The sequence below is a fragment of the Arthrobacter sp. OV608 genome (assembly GCA_900110595.1).
Lineage (GTDB): Bacteria > Actinomycetota > Actinomycetes > Actinomycetales > Micrococcaceae > Arthrobacter.
Genome location: FOEZ01000020.1, coordinates 22,054 through 38,128 on the forward strand (window position 1 = coordinate 22,054; position 16,075 = coordinate 38,128).

Genomic DNA, 16,075 nt, shown 5'->3' on the forward strand with positions numbered 1-16,075 from the left:
AGGGCGAGAAGTCCTTGACGCTTGATTCTCCAGAGGTCAAGCCCATGCAACTCGACCTACAGCCGGATAAAGCAAGCAGGCCATTTGCCAGCAGTATGGCGTTCGAGTCTCTACCTGCGACGTTAGGAGCCCACCAGCACCGGTGTAATTGTTTCTTGTCCAACGCTCCGCTAAGAGCGTTAGAATTCTCACAGGGGGACGGCTATATTTGTGGTCTAGTCTGGGCGAAAGCGGTCGGCGAGGCCAGCCGCCCGTCCCGGTCTCTTCCCGAAAGAGTTCCCCATGATAGATGATCCGACCTCCATACCACTTGGAGCTGTTCTCGCCGACTTGGGTCCTGCTGTGAAGCTTGTCGCGGGGGACGCTTCCCAGCAGTCCAGACAAGTTCACGGCGCTGTTGTCTTGTTGAAGCCGGAAGACTTGCCAGCGGACACGGATGTGGTTGTCATATGCCCAGGTGCCGAATGCTTTAATGACCTTGCTGCGGCCACCCATCACGGGCCTGGACGAGTAATCTTTGTTACGGCGTCCGAGTCATCTCTTTCTGAAGGGATCGAAGCCGTCGGGGAGCAGCACGTTGTCATCGCCGTTGATCCAGCCCTGAACGTTGCCCACGTCGTCATGTCATTTTCCCGATCAATGCAGATGCCGGAGGAGTCCGTTTCCCGTAGGTTGGCTTCTTTGCAGAGGGCCCTGAGTCAGGCGATGACGGAAACTGAACCGATTCCGGCGCTTCTCTCCCGCTTGGCACACGTATGTAATGCCACCGCAGTCCTGATCGACAGATTCGGTAAGACTGTTCATGCGACCGGTCCCACACCTATGTCGCTTCTGTTCGAAGAGATCGGCCGTACCGCGGCCGACTCCCAGAAGGTGGACGTGGACGGATGGCGGGGGGTGGCAGCCAAAATTTCGGCTGCTAATGAGGCTGACTCGCATTTCGGTTGGCTCGTCATCACCGCCAGGCGGGCGAATTTTCCGGATAGCCATTCAACCTCCGCAGCTCACGTGGCGGCAACCCTGGTGGAGGCCAGCCAGCGAATGGCCGTGGCAGCCCGACAGCAAGAACGAGCCATACGCACCGCAGTGCTTGAGGAAGCGCTGGCATTGCGCCGAGAGCCTCAGAATTCCGAACTGGCTGCCCGGATCACGGCTTTCGGTCTGTCTTTTGCGGATGAGTTGCGGACCATTGTTTTTCGGCCAATTCGTCCTGCAGTTGCATCGCGATCGCTGCCAGCGACTGAGGATCTGTCGGAAATTTTGGGCAAAGCGCTGGAGTCGCAGTCCATCCCATACCTCATGACCGCCAAGGACAAGACAATAACGATAGCGGCGCAGTGCAGTGTTCAGGCCTTCCGGCGTGCGATCGTGGCGGAAGGCTCTAAACTCCCGGACGCGCTCATTGGAGTCGGTCGCAGTGTGCACGCTTTAGGAGACATTCTGGACTCTTACCAGGATGCGCAGCTGGCGGTTCGGACCCTTCGCCGCAATGCGCGGGGTCCCAAAGTTATGGCCTACGAAGACTTCAACTACGCAACGAGGCTTTTCGCTGACGTGGGCTTCGACAAGATGATCAAATGGGCTCAGGAGTTCCTGAAGCCCCTGGACGGACGGGAACTGCTAGTTGAGGGGCTCCAGACCTACTTTGAACATGCTCAAAACATCAATGCCGCGGCCGACTATCTGGACATACACCACAACTCTTTGCGCTACCGGATAGCCAAAGCTGAAGAAATCCTGGGCATCAATTTGAGGGAACCTGGTGCCGTTTCTTCCGTCTTCTTGGCACTGACAGCCCTTGAGCTTGGACGGATTCAGCAGCCGAGGCCCAAATCGTCGGGCGACACTGGCCGAAGCCGTAGGCCATCAGACGTCGAAGCAAGCGAAGTCCTGCCCTACTCGAGGCCGTCCGCCGAAAGAGCCGGCGTCGTTCGTGCACCCGGCAGGTGACGCACTTCATGTGAGCGGGAGAAACACGTGAGCGGCTGGCGTTGTAAATGCCGTGTGAAATTCGTGGACACGCCCTCCTGGCGGCTCTTTCGGAATCAGAGAGGATTTTCATCCGCCCCAACAGTTGCCCCACGGCGGAGGTCGGGTGGACGTGCCCTGCGTGCCATCCTGTTGGCTACGGAAATAGTCTCGAGGCCCAAGAACCTGTCCGGACTCCGTTCCGCGGCGTCAGGCCGAGTGGTTTGGGGAAATGGCGCCTATTGCGAAGATAAAATCGTGCGTGTGGGTCGAAAAGTATCCGTTGCACCGGCGGCGGAATTGGGCGGCCAAGGTGTTATGGCGGCTTCCATTCCTCTGTCGACGGCTTCCGCCGAAGCTCCATGGCACACGGACGGACGTTGTTCCGAGCATGCATGGAGTCCGTAGGCGTAGATCCGTTCCGGCTGGAGGCTTGCAAAATAGCGGGACAACGGATGTCCCGAAACGTAGCTTCTCCGGATTGAGACAACAGTCTGAAATGCCGACAGAGAGCCCCAGAATCACGGCTGTTCTGTGAAGCGCGAAGGGATTAGAGCTGCAGCGCCCATTCCAAACTGTTGTCGGCAGAAACAGTGGTAAATCGTGATGACGATCCCAGTGCGAGATCGAGGGCGGTCGAAACTCTGGTGCAAACGTCCGAGATGCTGCCGACCCCATCTACCCTCGTCAGGATGCCGCGCTCACCATATCGGGACGTAACAGGGGTTGTTTGTTCGAAGTATAGCGCCATCCTGTTCCGTATGACTTCCGCTGTGTCGTCTGAACGGTTTTCGCGTTCGGCCCGCAGGAGCAGGCGCTGGACCAGCTCTTCCATTTGAGCCGTGAGCTGCAATACGAGGTCAAGTTCATAGCCTCTATTTGCAAGCACCTCATCGAGAAAATGCACTTGGCTTACGGTGCGCGGGTATCCATCCAACAGGAATCCGTTGTGGGCGTCGTCCTGCCGCAAACGCTCACGGATCATCTCGTTCGTGACCGAATCCGGTACGAACTGCCCTGAATCCAGGTACGATTCAACAATCTGGCCCAACCGAGTTTGATTCTTGACGTTTTCGCGAAAGATGTCGCCGGTGGAAATGCTGACGATCCCGTACTTCTTTGCAATATATGTGGCCTGCGTACCTTTGCCAGCTCCGGGTGGACCTATGAGAAGCATTCTGATCACGGAAGCCTCCTATCAAGGGGATCGAGGTCATTGCGGGTGGGTCCGGAAACTGTCGGGGAGGACGCCTGCGCGGTCGCAGTGTCGTCCTGCCAGCAGTTGAAGAGCTCGGAGAGGGTGGGAAACCACACATCTGCAAATGAAGTGACGTGATCGAGGAACTTTTCCAACATGACAAGGTTGTGTGCTCGTCCAATGGTCTGCGGGTGCAATGTCCACGTCATCGCGCCACCGGCACAGCGCTCATAGGCGAAATTGAAACTGTCAATCCAACGAGCCAAAACAGTCTCGTTGCTCTGCATGAGCGCGTTTCCCTTGAAAGACTCAAGTTCGGGGAAATCGTCAAGGAACCAGGACACGGGGAACTCAAGCACGCTGCTCTCCGGGCCGAAGGTGTTTCCCTCTTCCTCACTGACACCGACCACCATTCGCGGCCGGTAGGGCTCGAAGTCTCGGCCCATTAGGGAAGAATCCCAGTCAAACTCGAATTTCGCAAGGAGATCGAGGGTGTTGTCGGTAACATCCAGTGCCGGTGAGCGGTATCCCCGCGGACGTTTACCCAGGAGCTTTTCGTGCTGGGCTATTTGCAGTTCCAGCAGCCGTTCTTCCTCGGCTCGATCGAGTGCAGGAACATATTCGTGGTAGACGCCGTGAGCGCCGATTTCATGGCCGGACTCGACAATTGCATCCACTGAGCTACGGAAAGTTTGCATCGTGTGTGTAGGCACACACCATGTCGTAGTGATTCCGTAACGCCGAAAGACATCGAGAAGTCGAGGGGCACCGACCAGGGCACCAAATTCTCCTCTGGACATCAAAGACTGAGACGTTGAGCGAAAAGTGCCTAGCCATACGCTCTGGGCGTCAAAATCGGGGCTTAGAGAAACGGCAAGGCGTTTGCCCTCTGGTAGATGAAGTGACACTACGAGCAACTTTCTTTTTCAGGCAACGGAAACCGCCTTGACGAATTTTGAGGGTGGTGTACTGAGCCTAGGCGGGGCGACGGGAAAGGAGGACAATCCAGTCGCCTTCCTGGCAGATCACACCGTCCTGGTTAAGAATTTGAACGCGGGTAGTTACGATTCCGCGGTCCGGCTTGCTGGCAGACGGCTTAATGCCGATCACTTCTTCACGAACACTGATAGTGTCGCCAATACGGATCGGGGCACAGAGGTTCCAGTTGTTTATCCCCAGAAAGGCGATTGCTGAGCCGTTCTTCCATCCCAGGGCCATTTCCAGCCCAAAGGCGATTGAAAGTGCGCCGGGGCCATGAAAGAGCCTGGTGCCAAATTCTGTCGTCTTGGCATACTCCTCGTTGGTGTGCAGCGGGTGCATGTCTCCTGACCATGTGGCGAAGGTTACGACGTCGAACTCTGTGACGGTTCGTCCTGCCGAGGTCCACTGCTGTCCGAGATCCAGCTCTTCCAGATAGCGTACGGCTGACTCATTGGTCGTGCCGAGAAGGTGAGTAGTCAATTTTTGTTTCACTTCCGTAAAGTCTCTGGTGCACTTGTGGCGGGTTGGGTGCTGGGGCTAATAGCGAATGACGCCGTCTACCTTGGCGGTCAGGGACGGCCGATAGAGGGAAAGTTCCTCAAGGGAGTGGCTGAGGCGGTCGCCTGAGATCAGTTCGGCTACCAGCTTTCCCGTGATCGGGCCGGCCAAGTTGCCGTAGACGTGCCCGGTGGCCAGAATCAGGCCGGGTAGTTCTTCCACCTCGTCAACGATCGGGAGGGAGTCAGCTGTGGCGGGGACGAGGCCAGCCCAGGCGCGTTCAATACCGAGAGACCTGTAATTAGGGAAAGTTGTAAGCAACGAATCGATGGCCAGCTTCAGGCCGGCGGCAGGCAACCTGTCATCGAGTTGGTCGGGATAGTCCATCGGGCAGCCGATAAATAGGTTCCCGTCCTCCGTCTTGGCCACACATTCCATGTGCTCGAGACCCGTTGACTGGTCCTCGGATGCGGAGGTGAAGTACTCGTCCCTGTAACTGGGGAGGTTCCGGATGTGGGCGTATTGCTTTGCAGCAAGCGGTCCGTTGAGGATTTTATCGAGCTTTTCCTCTACAGGAGCCAATAGGACAGCACCTAGCCTATGTGGCTTGATGGGTACGGTTACGCCCTCCGATTCGAGCATCGTAGACCAGACACCACCGGCCCAAACGACCTTGTCCGCTGAAACGCTTCCGCCCACCGTTCGTACTCCGACTACTTTCGAGCCGTTCTTTAGGAGTCCGAGGACCGGTGTGTTCTCATGAATTCGAACGCCAAGCCTTCGGCATTCCTGCGCCAAGGCGCGGACAAACTTCGGCGTACGAATCTGGCCATCTTCCGGGCTGAACGTCGCCCCAATAACATCAGGCGGCAATATCGGGGCGGCTTCGTGAGCGGCCTGATCGTCCAGAAGTTCGGCTTTGAATCCGTCGGCGATCCGGGCTTCAACGAATTCCTTGTAGACCCGACGCTGATCATCCGTGTAGAAGAATGTCATGGCGCCGTTGCTTCTATATTCGAAAGATGGCCCGAGGATGTCTGCAAAGTCGTCGTACAGGGCTCTACCCGCACGGGTCAGTTCGACGGCGTAGTCTCCGTGACGGTTCTGCATATGAAGGAATCCGAGATTTCGCCCGGAAGCCCCGTAACCAAGTTCCCGCTGTTCGAGAAGCACGACTTCATGCCCTTTTGAAGCAAGAAAATAGGCGGTTGATACACCCACTATTCCACCGCCTACAACGACCACACCGGTCTTGTCGAGGTTCATTTCGTCATGTCCTAACTTCGTCTTGATGCACCACTTATGAGGGTGCCGAATCATGAATTGGCGGCGTATGGAGCTGGCTGTTATGCCCTGCGCTGGGTTTTTTCAGCTGTCAACAGAGTCGCAATGTCCCGCCTGTTGACTTTGCCGGTCGTCGAATTCACTGGAAGGGAGTCGACGGCGATGAACTCGCTCGGGACCTTGTAGGACGACAGGCGGGCCGCGGCGAATTTTTTCAGTTCGGCTTCGTCAAGGGCCGCTACGCCCCTGGGGACGACAGCGGCTACCACGCGCTGGCCGTACACGTCATCGGGAAGACCAACAACTGCCACGTCGCCAACAGAGGCATGCTGCTGAAGTACACGCTCAACTTCTGCCGGCGAGATGTTCGTTCCGCCGCGGATGATGACGTCTGAGAGCCGCCCAACGACGTAGACGAAACCGTCCTCATCCACGCGAACAAGATCTTTTGTGCGGTACCAGCCGTCATCAGTGATGACTGTCCGCGTTTGTTCTTCGTCACGCCAGTAGCCGAGCATCAGCCCCGGTCCAGTCGAGTAGGCTTCCCCAACCTGACCGGCTGGAACTTCCGCTCCGTCGGCGTCGAGAACCTTTAGCTTTGACCGGGGCACAAGCTTGCCTGCTGACCCGGGTTGGGGAGTTGGGTTCGCGACGGGATCGTAAGTCACGAGCGGGAGGCATTCGGAGGCGCAATACGCATCCAGGACTGGTAGTCCAGTCTGAGCTTCCCAGCGGCTGAATGCTGCTTCGTTCCGGGGCTCTCCGCCTGAAATGCACAGCCGAAGTGATGGAAAAGCCGGACGATCTCCGGCTCGAAGTTCTGCGTACTGGGCCAATTTTCCGAAAGTCGCCGTCACACCGGCCAGGAATGTGGCGGAATGTGCCTCAATAGCCGGAGCTATCATGTCCGGACGAGCCCTCCGGACTACCACAACTGTCCCGCCGCGTAGCAGGACGGCCAGGGATGTGCTGGCAAGCCCATAGAGCCATGCCATCGGCAGACAGATTATGGCATTGTCTTCGGGGGAAAGGTGCCACACTTCACCGTAGGTGTTCGCGCAGTTATAGATGGCTGTGGCTGAAAGCATGATCGCTTTGGGTCGGCTGGTGGTGCCTGACGAGAAGCAGATCATGGACAGCGGTTCGCGAAGGCCCTCAGGGTTGGGTAGGGCGTCGTGCCGAACACTGGTTACGTGGAAGTCAACGATATCGACGATGGGAGCATTTTGTGCGGCAGTAGTGATATGCGCAGCATTAACGCTTTCGGAGGTGATTATCAGCGCCGGGTCACTCGTGGCAATCGCATATTCCAAGTCCTCTGGACCGGAAGAAGGATAGACAGTAACCAGTACGCCGCCGCTGCGCCATACAGCGAGGGCTGTGGAAAGATAATCGGCTGAGCTTTCTGCAACGAGGGCAACCCGGTATCCCGGCTTGAGGCCTGCCGCAAGCAGCACGGCTGAGCGATGCTCGATCGATGCCTGGAGATCCTTATAACTGGTGAAGGTGTCGCCGTCGACAATCGCTGTTTTCTCAGGGTATTGACCGGCGATGTATTCCAGCGCGGAGACACAGTCCGCTAGCTCAGGCGACGATTTATTCATATCCGCTCTACTCTCATTTAATGGTTGGAAAATTTCCAGCTGGCCCGTTGAGCCGGTTGGCCGGACTCAACGGGCCTCTTGGATTTGACGATTGAGATGCTTTGCTAGTTTCCAGTCGCAAGTCGGCGGAGAATTTTTTCTGCATCTGATGCCATATTCTCGACGATCTCACCAGCAGGCAGAATTTCGTGAACAAGCTGCATGGTCTGGCCCACCGGCATCATCCCGAAGTCCATGTCTCCGTCCAGATATCCTGTTTCGACGCGCGTCCCGGCGACGGCGTATTGTCCGGGGAAGCCTGCGGGTTTTTTATCCGAAGACTCCCATTCCGAGGTCCATTTGTTCTCGAATGCACGCATACGCTTACCGCTGTATGAGTAGGTGATGGTGCTGTCCTTGAAGGATCCTCCCACCACTCGGTTCTTGAAATTATCGTGCCCGTAAGCTTCGGGGCTGGCAATGAAGCGCGTTCCCACCCAGACTCCTGCTGCACCTAAAGCGAGTGAGGCGGCCAGCCCGCGGCCGTCCGCGATGCCGCCAGCGGCCAGGACTGGCTGCTCCACCACATCAATAACGGCAGGGACCAGGGTCATAGTAGATGCGTATCCTGTGTGCCCGCCAGCCTCACTGCCCTGAGCGACAATAAAGTCAACACCCGCTGCACTAGCTTCCTGTGCCTTGCCCACTGAGCCGACAAGCGAGAACACCGTGATTCCGCGATCCTTACACTCTTTGATGAACCAATCCGGTGTAGCGAACGTCAAAACAACCGCGGAAGGTGCCGCGTCCAGGACGATCTGCACCTGGTCTGCTACGGCCCCCGGCGTCAAAAGCGCTTCTACACCTGCCATCTTTTCTTGGTCGGCTCCGGAAAGTGATTTCCACAGCTCGCGCACTGGCGCCCATTGTGTTTCATCTTCGGTGGTGAGTGAGTCCGGCAGCAGGAGATTAATTGCGTAGGGCTTGTCGGTTCCAGCTTCGATCTTCTTGATTTCGGCCCGAAGGTCATCCGGCATGAAGCTGACGCCGCCCAGGCATCCCAAGCCGCCCGCGTTACTGACCGCGGTGACGAGTCCGGCCTGAGCGACACGCGCCATGCCGGCAGAGCAGACGGGGTATTTGAGGCCGAGGGCCTCCGTCAATGCTGTCTTGATCACAAAGACACCTTTCACATTCGGAGCCCAAGTTCATCTTGGCTTCCGGTTAGTCATGTTGGCCCCAACAGGGCCCTGGTGGGGTATTTGTTGCTAGCAGGCCATGTCGCCGGCAGAACTAAGTCGCGTTCCAGCCTCCATCGACCTGGATAGTTTGACCGTTTACATAACCGGCAGCGTCGGACGCGAGGAACAGTACTACGCTCGCCACCTCTGAGGGTTCGCCCGATCGTTTTGCTGGAATGAGGAAGTCCATGATTTCGGGAGACACTCCGATGCCCCGCTGCTGCGTTGAGACGAGATCACCTAGAATTTCCTCGGAAGTGGCACGAAGGTTTGTCTTGATGACTCCTGGGGCGACAACGTTGGCCGTTACCCCGTGAGGGGCAACGTCGATGGCGAGACGTCGATTAAGACCCTCTATGCCCGCCTTGGATGCGACGTAGGAGATACCGTCTGCTGCACCCCTTTGGCCGGCGACGGAGCCGATTGTAATAATTCGGCCGGAGTTCTGCTTCGTCATAACCTGTGCTGCCGCGCGGCAGCCGAAGAAGGTTCCGGTCAGGTTGACTCCAATAATCTTGGCCCACAACTCGGGCGTCGTCTCGAGCACGTCCGCATACCCGTCGAAGACTCCCGCGCTATTGACCATAACGTCGAGCTTGCCCGTCTTGTCCACAACCTCGTCCACCAACGCAGACACCGAGTGGTAGTCGCTAACATCTACGACCCTCGTGTGGAGTGAGTCCGGAGAGCCGAGTTCTTGCCGAGTCTCCGCTAGACGTTCCTCTGAAACGTCACTCGCATAGACTTCGTAGCCTGCTTCGACGAATGCCTGGGCAATAGCCCGGCCGATGCCAGATCCGGATCCGGTGATAATCACACTTTTGCTTCCCATGCCTTACAAATTACGGTTGGGATCGTCCGAATAGAACTGTCATCTTCACGGCTTTTTGCTGACGTTGTCGTGGAAGCTACAGGAGCCGGGCTTGGAGCTTCGGTTTCTGTGCACGCCACTCTAAGACTCGCAGCCATGGATGCGAATGGACCCCAACGAACCGCTTTTGTACTTAGACCAGGGTTCAGTACGCGCCCTTGAAACAATTCCGGCGGCGGAACCGGTCTCTTCGTTCTAATGTTCGAGGGACGACTCTACTCTTTCGGGAAGGCATCCAACGCGAGGGGCCGACGTCGTTTCAGCCCGAGGCCGACCCAGGACGTTGCGGCCGGTCTCAACAGATCTCACTACTTGACTGATCTTTCGATCTACACAGATCAGTCAGAGGTTTGGTGCACCAACGCGCCCGGGTGAAAGACCTGGCTGCGCAGCGGTTATGCCAGCCGTACCCCGGGTCCTCCAGCTGATCGTCCGCTGGGGGACCCGGTCCCAAACATATGCCCTGAGTGGTCCGCGGGTGCAGCTGCGCAGGCACTCCGGTAATTTGGCTCCGGTAATTTCTACGCCTGGACGCCACGGCATTAGAAAATCTCCAATGCCGGGATGGTTCGCTGGATCCTAGAGTTCAATCACTGGCCGACATACTTTGGAGGTTGCCTCGTCAACTTTCCAAGCATGGCAGGCCCCGTGGAACACATGACGGTTCGGGAGAAACATTGCAAAACGATACTGCAGACCGGTCTGGGGCCTATTGGTCATCCTCTGTCAGTCAAGTCACCGATACGAATGTTTATGTTCGCGGCTATGACCTTGAGGACCTCATCGGGCAAATCCCCTTCACGGCCGCCATATTTCTCGTGATCCGTGGTCGGATCCCCTCGGACCATGAGATACGGGCGCTGGACGCAGTCCTCAGCGGAATCCTCGATTATGGTCTTGAAAAGCCCGGGACAGTGGCCGCGCGCTTTGCCGTCTCCGCCAATCCAAGTATGGCTATCGGCATGTCGGCTGCGTGTTTATCTGTCGGGAAGCACACGCTGGCGACTGAGGACAGCGGCCGCTTCATCCTCGCTACGCATGCCGAGTTTCTGCGATCCGGCCTCACACTCGAAGCTTTCGCTGAGGCAAAGGTAAATTTCATGCGGGAAGCAAAGGAACGCATTCCAGGCCTGGGGCACCCTGTTTTTAAGGTTGTTGATCCTCGCGCCCAACGGCTCCGGTCGATTGCTCTTCAGGAAGGTTTGTGGGATCAAGCGGCTGAAGTGTACGAGGCAGTACACAGGGCCTTCACGAAACTCCCAGGCAAGTCAGACATTCCAATAAATGACGTCGGTGTTATGGCCGCGATACTGCTGGGGCTTGGCTTTACACCCGAAGAAGGGACAGGTGTTGCCCTGCTCTCAACCCTCCCTGGGGTTATCGCACACGTATCTGAAGAACTCTCCGGAGGGAAGCCAATCCGAATCGTCCCGAGAGATTTAGCATCCTATAAGGGGATAACTGGCCGGGATTTTGACGCGGACCGACTCGAAGCGGGCTGGGGCCTTCGGGGTCTTAGGCGGTAACCGAACAGGAGTTGAAGATGAATGCAGGAGCCGAACATCGTCTGATCCCTTCAGCAACCCGATTCTTTGAGGATCTCCAAACCGGAGATTCGTGGTCGTCTCACGGGCGAACGATTACAGAGACGGACCTGGTCACCTTCGCGACATGGTCGGGGGACATGCACCCCCTGCACACGAACCAGGAGTATGCCCGTGGTACTCAGTTTGGAGAACGGGTTTTCCACGGTCCAGGAACACTTGCGATCGCTTTTGGCCTGGAAATGGGAATGGGCTGGAAGGATCGTTCGGCCATAGCATTTCTGGGCATTCATGACTGGAACCTCATTGCACCTGTACGCATTGGCGACACCATTGCCGTACGGGAAGAAGTAGTAGAGCTCCGACCTTCCACGACCAAGCCGGACCGGGGCATTGTGAAAACCAGACTTCAGATACTCAATCAGCGAGGTGAAGTCTGCCAAGAAGGATTCTGGGTTGTGCTGCTGTATCGATCAGCAGCGTACACGCCATGAAGACGGAGGAATCGATGAGCGGTACTGCTGCTGAGGAAGTGAACTCAACAAAACCACCGGCTCCGCGGCCTGCGGTAAGCGTGGTTCTGATGCGGGATTCTCCGCATGGAGTTGAAGTGTTTGTCCAATGCAGGGCCCTAACCATGGACTTCGCTGCTGGCGTGGTCGCATTTCCAGGAGGCAGGGTCGACGCTGTTGACTCCTTGCCTTCGGCGCTCAGCCGAAAGCTATTGGACGCTCAGGCACTGGCCTGGAGCCGGACCAGCGTTGGGGCCAAAGTAGCGACGGCGCGTTACACTACCGCTTGCCTCTTATCTGCCGCCGTGCGTGAAGTGGCAGAAGAATGCGGAGTTGTCTTGCAACCCGAAGCTCTTATCCCATGGGCAAACTGGATCACACCTGAAGGCTTTCCCAAACGTTTCGATACCTTCTTCTTTGTCACTGCCATTGGACCTGAACTTGAGCCTAAGCATGTCACCACGGAGGCAACGTTGTCGCAATGGATGCCGGTCCGAAAGCTCCAGATAGACGAAGCCGCCGGAAGACTTAAGCTCCTGCCCCCAACGCTGGCCATTCTCGACGAATTCGCGGAATTGGATACCATCGAGCAAGTGCTTTCGGTGAAACGGCCAATTGAGCCGGTGTGCCTGCGCCTTGATGAAATAGAGGGGTTCCATCGCCAGCGACAACAGATCGCGGGGGATACCGGGAAGCGGCCTTGATAGAGCTTCGCTCGGCCATCACGCTGCTAATCCGGTGATGCGCTCATGCCGCATGGGCCAACCCACTACCAAGACTTTCACCAGAGTTTGTGTGAGGGGATTGGTGCAATTCCAGTGGCGTCGCTGGAGGAGTCGTCATAGCGTGGCGCATGGGCCGCAGAACGGATGAAACTGTCATTTGTACAAAGGAGTAGGCATGGTCGACGTTGGTGATCCACATGCCCCGATGACCGGATACTCGCCAGACCACGCCAAGGTTGCTGCGGGCAGACGTGCTCTTTCCGGGAGATGGTCTTCTCCAACTGGACAGGTTTGTCACCTTAAGATTTTTGTCAATACTGCATATCTCGACGTGCGTGCCTGTCTTTGTCGGGACCGAAACTGGAGCCGATAACGCTATGACCCAAGATGTCCTCTCCACCCCGGGCCATGCACCGGTCCTTGCCCGGCTGGAAGCGGCGGGCTTGATTGCTGAAGTAACGGGCCACCGCATTGCCGCATATTCCTATGACGCGTCCAATTACAGGGTTCCGCCTGTTGCCGTAGTCTTCCCACGAAGCAGCCAGGACGTTGTCGCTGCAGTAGCCGCATGTCGGGAAACCGGTACACCGCTGGTGAGCCGGGGCGGCGGGACATCCATGGCCGGCAACGCCATCGGACCCGGCATTGTTTTGGACTTCTCCCGTTACATGAACCGCATCATCAGCGTCGATGAGGCGAGCAAAACCGCCGACGTCGGCCCCGGCGTCGTCCTCTCCCACCTCACCCTTGAAACCGAGAGGGTCACGGGCGGGAGACTCACGTTCGCCCCGGATCCTTCGTCAAAGAACCGCGCGACCATCGGCGGCTCTCTCGGGAATGACGCTTGCGGTAATCACTCCGTGCGCTACGGCCGCACCTCTGACCATGTACTGGAGATCGACGTTGTCACGTCCGATGGTGCACAGTTGACCGCCGCGGCGACCGGACTGCGCGCAACTGACCCGGCTGACACGTTCTCGGTCTCCCGCGCCTTCGAGCTGGGGGAGGACCTCAAACAACTCGCCCAGGACAACCTGGCAAGTTTCAGGGTTGAGCTCGGCCGCATCCAACGGCAGGTCTCCGGGTACCATTTGGCGAACCTCCTGCCCGAAAATGGTTTCAACGTGGCCCGAGCCCTCGTGGGCACCGAGGGTACCTGCGCGATCGTCGTCCGAGCCCGCATGAAACTCGTCCCCAAAGCACCCAGCGCGCTCCTCGTGTGCCTCGGGTACGCCGACGTCGTTGACGCAGCCAGGGATATCGAAACCATCTTGGAATTTTCCCCCGCCGCCGTCGAGGGCATCGACGAGGCCATCGTGGATACGATGAAGCTGCGCCGCGGACCCGATTCAGTCCTCGGCCTGCCCGAAGGCAAGGCCTTCCTCTATGTGGACTTGGACGGGGACAACCCTGAGCAGGTAGAGGGGGAAGCGGAACGGCTCCTCGAACGGCTGGCGGCAAACGGGCGGATGGTGGACGGGCGCGCGGTTCCAGACCTCGTGCAGCGCGCCACCCTCTGGCGGGTCCGGGAAGACGGGGCGGGACTTTCCTCCCGGCCGGCAAGCGGCGGGGAATCACAGGCAGGTTGGGAAGACTCAGCTGTTGCCCCGCAGAACCTGGCGGCATACCTGTCCGAATTCCGTGACCTTTTAACTGAGTTCGGGTTGACCGGAATTATGTACGGGCACTTTGGTGCAGGCTGCATGCACATCCGCATCACTTATGACCTGCGTAGCGAGGAGGGCCGCGCCGTCTTCCGCAAGTTCACCCAGACCGCAGCTGACCTCGTAGTGCGGCACGGCGGCTCACTCTCTGGTGAGCATGGCGACGGACGGGCCCGGTCAGAGTTTCTGCCGGTCATGTATTCCCCAAAAATGATTAGAGCGTTTGAAACCTATCGTGGACTTTGGGACCCTGCCAGCATCCTGAACCCAGGATCCATGACAGATGCGGACCCCATCGATGCCAACTTGGCGCACGAAGGTATTCCCCAGCGAGAGTGGCGAACCCACTTTGAACTCCGTCCGGTCGAAGCCGCGGCGGCCGGGGCTGACCCGTGGGTTCACGCCGTCCAGGCCTGCATTGGCGTTGGCAGGTGCCGGTCCGATGCCGGAGGCGTCATGTGCCCGAGCTACCGGGCCACCGGGGACGAAAAGGATTCAACGCGCGGCCGTTCCCGTGCCCTGCAGGACATGGTTCGCGGTGCCAAAAGCATCGACGAAGGCTGGAAATCCGAGGACGTTCGGGAAACGCTGGACCTCTGCCTCGCCTGCAAAGCCTGCTCCAACGATTGCCCCGCCGGGGTGGACATGGCCACGTACAAGTCGGAGTTCTTTTCCCACTACTACGAGGGCAAGCTCCGCCCCATGTCGCACTTCTCGCTCGGCTGGTTGCCGCGCTGGCTGAAACTGACCATTCTGATCAGCCCGCTGGTGAACCTGGTCCTGGCCAGCCCGCTGGGCAAGGTTGTGGCCGCAGCAGGCGGGCTGACGACGCACCGGAAAATGCCGAAGTTTGCCTCCCGCGCGATGCTCCGCAAAGAGCTGGCGCCCTACGCCAATCCATCGTCCCCGGCAGATGCTGTCCTGTTCGTCGACTCGTTCACCAAGGGCTTCAGGCCCGAAGTGGCCGGCGCTGCCGCCCGGGTCATGGAAAGCACCGGACGGACGGTCGGCTGCGAATCCGATGCCTGCTGCGGCCTGACCTGGATCTCCACCGGCCAGCTGGGCACCGCCAAGAAACTCATGGGCAAAGCGGTAGCGAAGCTCGACGACGGGACCGATACCCCCATCGTGGTGATTGAACCGAGCTGCGCCGCAGCATTGAAAAAGGACGCACCCGAACTTCTCGGCACCGACGCGGCCGAACGCGTCTCTTACAGGATCCGCAGCTTCGCCGAGGCCGTGAAGGAATGGGTCGACGGCGGCTGGACACCACCTGCCGTACCGACGGACGTCACCGTGCAAACCCACTGCCACGAATACTCAACCTTCGGGGCCGCCATCCAACGCAAAGCATTGGCCGCCCTCGGCGTCGCAAACGTCAACGAAGCGACCGGCTGCTGCGGAGTCGCCGGGAACTTCGGCTTCGAAGCCAACCACTTCGACATCTCCATGAAGGTGGCCCAACAGGCGCTCGCCCCTGCACTGAAAAACACGAGTGACGAGACACCCGTCCTGGCGGACGGTTTCAGCTGCGCCATGCAGGTCAAGCAGCTGGACCCGGACCGCAGGAGCCTGCATTTAGCGGAACTGCTTGACCAACGCACGCCAGGAAGTGAAATGCAGTGAAGAACTTAGAGCCTGCGACAAGCTTTCCGGCCGCAGTCGAACACCACGCACCGGGCTTGCCGCTCTTTTTCGACCCTTTGGTGGAGCTGACGACACACCGCCCATCCTGGACCCCGCAATCTGAACTTGCCGACCCTAAGAAGTCAGCTTCGCGACGCGGACGACCTCGGGACCGGTCCCGCGACAGGTCAACTGACAGAAGTGCGATGCTCGACATGGTCGTCCATGACCTGCATGCCCTTGGTGTCCGGCTCAACAGCAGCAGTGCCCTTTCGTCCGAGCACTCGTACTACCTTCAGACCGTGCGCACGGAGATCCCTCCCCTTAGCTGCCGCGGCGAGGCCTCAGGCGCAATCTAGCGCAAGGCCATCCTCGTCGCG

The 16,075-nt window shown here is 58.3% G+C and carries 12 protein-coding genes; 5 read left to right on the plus strand and 7 right to left on the minus strand.

What is annotated here, in order from left to right:
* The first annotated feature begins 282 nt into the window (after positions 1-282).
* Entirely contained in the window at positions 283-1,950 is a 1,668-nt protein-coding gene (locus tag BMX78_RS19165; protein WP_091422981.1) for a PucR family transcriptional regulator, read from the plus strand.
* A 568-nt stretch (positions 1,951-2,518) separates the two neighbouring features.
* Here the strand turns inward: BMX78_RS19165 and BMX78_RS19170 are convergent.
* From BMX78_RS19170 to BMX78_RS19200, 7 genes are all read right to left on the minus strand, one after another.
* Positions 2,519-3,145, minus strand: coding sequence for an adenylate kinase (locus BMX78_RS19170; protein ID WP_502686312.1), 627 nt, complete (start codon positions 3,143-3,145; stop codon positions 2,519-2,521).
* A gap of 5 nt (positions 3,146-3,150) precedes the next feature.
* A complete protein-coding gene (locus BMX78_RS19175) occupies positions 3,151-3,966 on the minus strand; it encodes a polysaccharide deacetylase family protein (RefSeq protein WP_286139170.1) in 816 nt (271 codons plus the stop codon).
* Between the two features lie 175 nt (positions 3,967-4,141).
* Entirely contained in the window at positions 4,142-4,639 is a 498-nt protein-coding gene (locus BMX78_RS19180; protein ID WP_211482596.1) for a MaoC/PaaZ C-terminal domain-containing protein, read from the minus strand.
* 45 nt (positions 4,640-4,684) lie between these two features.
* Entirely contained in the window at positions 4,685-5,911 is a 1,227-nt protein-coding gene (locus tag BMX78_RS19185) for an NAD(P)/FAD-dependent oxidoreductase (RefSeq protein ID WP_170850885.1), read from the minus strand.
* 80 nt (positions 5,912-5,991) lie between these two features.
* Positions 5,992-7,533, minus strand: coding sequence for a class I adenylate-forming enzyme family protein (locus BMX78_RS19190; protein ID WP_091423001.1), 1,542 nt, complete (start codon positions 7,531-7,533; stop codon positions 5,992-5,994).
* Positions 7,534-7,637: 104 nt separating this feature from the next.
* Complete coding sequence (locus BMX78_RS19195) at positions 7,638-8,690, minus strand: NAD(P)H-dependent flavin oxidoreductase (protein WP_170850886.1); 1,053 nt, start codon at positions 8,688-8,690, stop codon at positions 7,638-7,640.
* Between the two features lie 115 nt (positions 8,691-8,805).
* The gene (locus tag BMX78_RS19200) at positions 8,806-9,585 is read right to left on the minus strand and encodes an SDR family NAD(P)-dependent oxidoreductase (RefSeq protein ID WP_091423005.1); all 780 of its coding nucleotides are present in this window, start codon (positions 9,583-9,585) and stop codon (positions 8,806-8,808) included.
* Positions 9,586-10,301: 716 nt separating this feature from the next.
* Here BMX78_RS19200 and BMX78_RS19205 point away from each other — a divergent pair.
* From BMX78_RS19205 to BMX78_RS19220, 4 genes are all read left to right on the plus strand, one after another.
* Entirely contained in the window at positions 10,302-11,150 is an 849-nt protein-coding gene (locus tag BMX78_RS19205; protein ID WP_170850887.1) for a citryl-CoA lyase, read from the plus strand.
* Between the two features lie 17 nt (positions 11,151-11,167).
* A complete protein-coding gene (locus tag BMX78_RS19210; RefSeq protein WP_091423009.1) occupies positions 11,168-11,662 on the plus strand; it encodes a MaoC/PaaZ C-terminal domain-containing protein in 495 nt (164 codons plus the stop codon).
* Positions 11,659-12,384: an NUDIX hydrolase gene (locus tag BMX78_RS19215; RefSeq protein ID WP_286139163.1), complete on the plus strand. Its 726-nt coding sequence runs from the start codon at positions 11,659-11,661 to the stop codon at positions 12,382-12,384. Before BMX78_RS19210 ends, BMX78_RS19215 begins: the two co-directional genes overlap by 4 nt.
* A 398-nt stretch (positions 12,385-12,782) precedes the next feature.
* Entirely contained in the window at positions 12,783-15,695 is a 2,913-nt protein-coding gene (locus BMX78_RS19220; protein ID WP_091423011.1) for an FAD-binding and (Fe-S)-binding domain-containing protein, read from the plus strand.
* Positions 15,696-16,075 lie beyond the last annotated feature (380 nt).

Bases quoted from the DNA above. Each gene is read 5' to 3' on its own strand.
- BMX78_RS19165 (WP_091422981.1), top strand. From the start codon at position 283: ATGATAGATGATCCGACCTCCATACCACTTGGAGCTGTTCTCGCCGAC.
- BMX78_RS19170 (WP_502686312.1), bottom strand. From the start codon at position 3,145: ATGCTTCTCATAGGTCCACCCGGAGCTGGCAAAGGTACGCAGGCCACA.
- BMX78_RS19175 (WP_286139170.1), bottom strand. From the start codon at position 3,966: ATGTCCAGAGGAGAATTTGGTGCCCTGGTCGGTGCCCCTCGACTTCTC.
- BMX78_RS19185 (WP_170850885.1), bottom strand. From the start codon at position 5,911: ATGAACCTCGACAAGACCGGTGTGGTCGTTGTAGGCGGTGGAATAGTG.
- BMX78_RS19190 (WP_091423001.1), bottom strand. From the start codon at position 7,533: ATGAATAAATCGTCGCCTGAGCTAGCGGACTGTGTCTCCGCGCTGGAA.
- BMX78_RS19200 (WP_091423005.1), bottom strand. From the start codon at position 9,585: ATGGGAAGCAAAAGTGTGATTATCACCGGATCCGGATCTGGCATCGGC.
- BMX78_RS19210 (WP_091423009.1), top strand. From the start codon at position 11,168: ATGAATGCAGGAGCCGAACATCGTCTGATCCCTTCAGCAACCCGATTC.
- BMX78_RS19215 (WP_286139163.1), top strand. From the start codon at position 11,659: ATGAAGACGGAGGAATCGATGAGCGGTACTGCTGCTGAGGAAGTGAAC.
- BMX78_RS19220 (WP_091423011.1), top strand. From the start codon at position 12,783: ATGACCCAAGATGTCCTCTCCACCCCGGGCCATGCACCGGTCCTTGCC.